Genomic DNA, 4,467 nt, shown 5'->3' on the forward strand with positions numbered 1-4,467 from the left:
GATCAAAAACTACATGAGGCTGAGTTCTGGAGTGCTGGCCAGCGTGATTTCCTAAAAAGCCATTGGGATAAAGATGACGACTGGGCCATTGTGATTGATGAGTTGAATCAGCAACTGCATTTAGATAGCACTCAATAGGCACACATAAAAATAAAGCTCACATTAGTGAGCTTTATTTCGAATCAGGGTTTTAAACCATTCTTTCTCACGGGCAAGGCTAAATGCAGGGTGAACCTGTAACAGTTCCAGATCATGGTCTAAACAGGAGACATACTTTTTCAGCCAATGTTGCGTTAATGCTTGTTCCTTTTTCGCTGCTGAGGCATAAGCCAGAAAGAAATAAATCTCTAAGCTTTCGGTATAAGCCAAAGGTTTAAGAATTTGCTGAGTAATTAAGGCGAACCGTTGCTCCTTAGTCAATTCAAAATAAATCATATAAGCCTTTGCAAGGCATAAAGACAGATTTAAATATAGACTTAAAGGCATTTCTTCATATTCAATGCGAGCCTGTTCAAGTAGAACAATCGCTTCCTGCAAAAAATGCAACTGTTCCTGACGGACATGGCTCAGCAAGACTAGTTGCAAACGCAATTCAGCCCGCTCCAAAGCCAGTTCAGGGGTATTACCATTTAAATAAAGTTGGTCGGTTTCACCAATCCGTGCAATCACCTGTTTGGTTTCATTTGACATTTATCGATCCAAAATCGTCAGTTATACCGAGTTATATCGGGCTGTTTTTCGTAATTTAAAGGATTTAACCATTCCATATTGAGTTTCCACGTCGTAGCCATGCGGTGATGGATAAACGCTGTTGTTTCGATAACAGAACTTCATGTAATAAATCACTTTGAAAGATCGCAAGGCGATTGGGTAGGGGCTGGATGATATGCCACTGATCATTCTTATCCTGCAAACGTAATTGACCACCCCAATCCTCCTGCCAGTCTTTATGCAGATAGAACACGGTTGAAATCATGCGGTCATTTTTCTGTTGTGGATTATCCCGATGCAGCGTATAAAACTCACCTGCGTGATAACAGGCAAAATGCGCCTCCACCTCTTTAATTCCCAGATAAAAAGCCTGATTCAAAACTTTGGATAAATGTTTCAGAGTCTGGATATGTTGCTGCGCAATCGGAAGTTGACCATCAATCCATAAAATATGATCGCTACGAATGTGACTCATCACACCATTCTGTACACCTGCCGCCCTGAACTGTTCCAGATGTAAACTACATTCATCTACCAGAGCCTGTACATATTCATTTGGATACACCTCATCAATCAGGGCAAATCCAGCATCATTTAAATCATCCAGAATCTTGTCCAGATTCCAGTGGCTTGGGAGGGAAGAAGATTGCATACAGTTCCAGTTCACGCTTAATCGTTTATAGGGCAATTTGAGGTGATCACATCAATGCTAAAGAATAGCCTCTATTTTCATGTTAAACTATCCTCTGAATTGAGGAATAATTGTCAACATGAATTACCGTCACCATTTCCATGCGGGTAACTTTGCCGATGTTATGAAGCATGTACTCTTGCTTCAACTACTCACGCGTTTAAATGCCAAAGATAAACCATATCGATATATTGATACTCATGGCGGGGCGGGCAAGTATGATCTATCACTTGCGCCAGCGCAAAAATCTGGCGAATTCTTAACAGGGATTCATCGTCTGGTACAGTTGGGTGAAATGGAAAAACGCCAGGCACCTGAAGCCATTCAGGAATACCTGAAACTGGTGGAAAGCCTGCGTGCTGAAGAGGGCAAAGGCAGCTATCCTGGTTCTCCGTGGTTTGCCTTGCAGGCGATGCGTGAAATTGATAAAGCGACTGTGTTTGAAATGCAGCGTGATGTATTCCAGCAATTACGCCACAACATCCGTGATAAACGTATGGGCTTGCATGAGCGTGATGCTTATGAGGGTTTGTTGGGTGTTATTCCACCTAAAGAAAAACGTGGTTTGGTCATGATCGACCCACCTTATGAGATCGAGCGTAAAGATTTCCCACAACTGGTTGAGCTGTTGCAGACTGCCTATAAAAAATGGCCTACAGGTGTATTTGCGGTTTGGTATCCAATTAAAGACCGTGCCATGATCGAACGTTTTGAAAAGAAAATGTTCAAGACGGGGATTCGCCGTCAGTTGGTGTGCGAAATCTGTGTATGGCCAGATGACACACCAGTCGGGTTAAATGGCTGTGGTTTGTTGGTGATCAACCCACCCTGGAAGTTCTCAGAAGATGCGGACCAGGCTCTACAATGGCTATTCCCACATTTGCGCATGAGTGAAAATGGTGGTCACGCTGCGGTGCGTTGGTTGGTGGGTGAATAAGCCCACCACCGTCAAGATATTCTCGAGGAATTGAAAATAATGACAAATTCTCTTAAACCAGATTCTGATTTAGATAATAGAGACCATTCTTTCGATGGCATCACATTTGAAGTGGAAGAAGAAGAGCAGACGCATGAGGGACAGAAAGTAAAACGCCGTGGCATCTATCTATGGCCTAACCTGATTACCACTGCTGCACTTCTTTCGGGTTTCTATTCCATCATCGCAAGCATGAATGGAAACTTTAACCAGGCGATTTATGCCATTTTTCTGGCGGCATTGCTAGATGGTCTGGATGGTCGTGTTGCACGCGCAATCGGGGCACAAAGTGCATTTGGCGAACAATATGATTCACTGTCTGACCTATTGGCATTTGGTGTTGCGCCAGCAATTCTGATGTATAGCTGGAGTTTACATGACCTTGGCCGTATTGGTTTGGCATGTTGCTTTATCTATACGGCCTGTGCCGCATTCCGTTTAGCACGTTTCAATGTGCAGATTGGCGTGGTAGACAAGCGTTACTTTATTGGAATTGCCAGCCCGCTTGCAGCGGTGACGGTGATCTCAATGGTCTGGGTTGAACAGGATTTTCCATTCGTTTTTGACTTAAAGGATATCGTGGTTCAGGTTGTTAACTGTGTGGTTATGATAGGTATTGGCCTATTGATGATTTCAAATATCAAGTACTACTCATTTAAACAAATGGACCGCAAACGTGTACCTTTTGTTGTGATGCTGCCTGTGGTCTTGATTTTTGCCGCAATCACGTACAACATTCCAGTAGGAATCCTGATGGTATCTATTCTCTATATTCTTTCAGGCTTGGTAACCACTTTATTTGCCAAAAAGAATGATTCAAAAATAACAACCTAAAAAATGGAGGTTCAGTATGCCAATATTGATGAATAACAATCAATTAAAGCTGCTGAACCTGAATAAGACAGATGCTTTAACTTTTTATCCCCCAAAAGGCTTGTTCAAGATTGTCTATCAGGCCTTGATTTTGCCAAACTTGCCTGAACCGTTTCATTATCTCAACTTTATCAGCCTGATTGGGCAACCACGAATTCCTGTCTGTTATAACGCCAGCGCAATTGCGACCACAGCTATTGATACCGCAACTGTTTTGGTCAGTAGTAGTGTTGCCACTGTAGGGCATCTCAAAAGTTATAGTGCCAAAGAACAGTGTCAGTTTGAAATGGACCGTTATCAATTTTTAGATGTTGACCATATTCAGGCAGAATTTCCCAATTATTACTTTAAGCGTATTGATGAAGAATTAAGTTGTCAGCTTAAGGTAAATACCCATGCGGAAATAGAAAATCATTCAGCTTTACAATGGGGTGTAGCGGACTATTGGTATGCAAGATGCCAGTGTGAGGGTGAAATCACCTACAAAAAACAGAAATACCAAATTGAGGCACAGGGCATCTTAAAACATGCCAGGGCAATTTACTTACCTTTCATAGCCTTTAATTTTTTTACTTATCAAATTATTCAGGTGACTCCAGACTTACAAATCGTATTCTCAGAACTAAGAAACCAATGGAACAACATCGTTTTTTCAAGAATTGAGATTCAGTCTGCGGGACAGGAAACACGACTTTATGAGAAACAGGTCATTTTTGATGTGACACGGGTCTATCCTAAAATCCAGACACCGAATGGTCGGGAAATGTATTTGCCCAGAGAGTTTATTTGGCAATATCAAGAAAATGATGAGGTTGTTTTTCATCTACAGGCACAAAGCCGAGGGGACTATAAATTTGGCTTGGCAGCGGGTTATGTGGGAAGCTTCAACTACCAATTGTTCTGGAAAAATGAAAATTATGAGGGTTCAGGCTATTGTGAATACATCGACTGTCGTCCCTTGCATTGGCAGGAAAAAAGTAAGACTCAACACATAATGGACCAAATTCCACATTTTCAACCCTATTTGTGCAAGAAGTAGGCAGTTGTTGCAATAATTTAAAGAAAGGGGTTGTAAGGTATTTAGAATGATCTATAATGCGACTCCATCGGCGGTGCTGTTGATTAAAAGTTGTTTTAAATCAATTATTTAAAGTGGTTTAAAATAAAGTTGAAATTGATGGTTGACTTTAAAGAAATTTAGGGTAACATAGCCGAC

At 41.5% G+C, this 4,467-nt stretch carries 6 protein-coding genes; 4 read left to right on the forward strand and 2 right to left on the reverse strand.

The features are described 5' to 3' along the window. The coding region (locus tag B4H32_RS04695) for a DUF2789 family protein (protein ID WP_286800426.1) at positions 1–138 on the forward strand (138 nt) is incomplete at its 5' end. Between the two features lie 24 nt (positions 139–162). Here B4H32_RS04695 and B4H32_RS04700 read toward each other — a convergent pair. Next, positions 163–690 (reverse strand): hypothetical protein, encoded by a 528-nt coding sequence (locus tag B4H32_RS04700; protein WP_004674632.1) that lies wholly within the window; start codon positions 688–690, stop codon positions 163–165. A gap of 64 nt (positions 691–754) precedes the next feature. Next, positions 755–1,363 carry a 2OG-Fe(II) oxygenase gene (locus B4H32_RS04705; protein ID WP_004680506.1) on the reverse strand — a complete coding sequence of 203 codons (609 nt, stop codon included), beginning with the start codon at positions 1,361–1,363 and terminating at the stop codon, positions 755–757. Positions 1,364–1,481: 118 nt separating this feature from the next. On the opposite strand from B4H32_RS04705, the gene B4H32_RS04710 reads away from it, so the two are divergent. The 3 genes from B4H32_RS04710 to B4H32_RS04720 are packed head-to-tail and all read left to right on the forward strand — an operon-like array spanning position 1,482 to position 4,290. Next, positions 1,482–2,339, forward strand: a complete 858-nt coding sequence (locus tag B4H32_RS04710) for a 23S rRNA (adenine(2030)-N(6))-methyltransferase RlmJ (protein ID WP_004674634.1) — start codon at positions 1,482–1,484, stop codon at positions 2,337–2,339. Positions 2,340–2,378: 39 nt separating this feature from the next. Then, positions 2,379–3,212, forward strand: a complete 834-nt coding sequence (pssA, locus tag B4H32_RS04715; RefSeq protein WP_004674635.1) for a CDP-diacylglycerol--serine O-phosphatidyltransferase — start codon at positions 2,379–2,381, stop codon at positions 3,210–3,212. A gap of 16 nt (positions 3,213–3,228) precedes the next feature. Next, a complete protein-coding gene (locus B4H32_RS04720) occupies positions 3,229–4,290 on the forward strand; it encodes a DUF6670 family protein (protein WP_286800422.1) in 1,062 nt (353 codons plus the stop codon). Positions 4,291–4,467 lie beyond the last annotated feature (177 nt).

This window comes from Acinetobacter sp. UBA2063, from assembly GCF_002333245.1.
GTDB classification, from domain to species: domain Bacteria; phylum Pseudomonadota; class Gammaproteobacteria; order Pseudomonadales; family Moraxellaceae; genus Acinetobacter; species Acinetobacter parvus.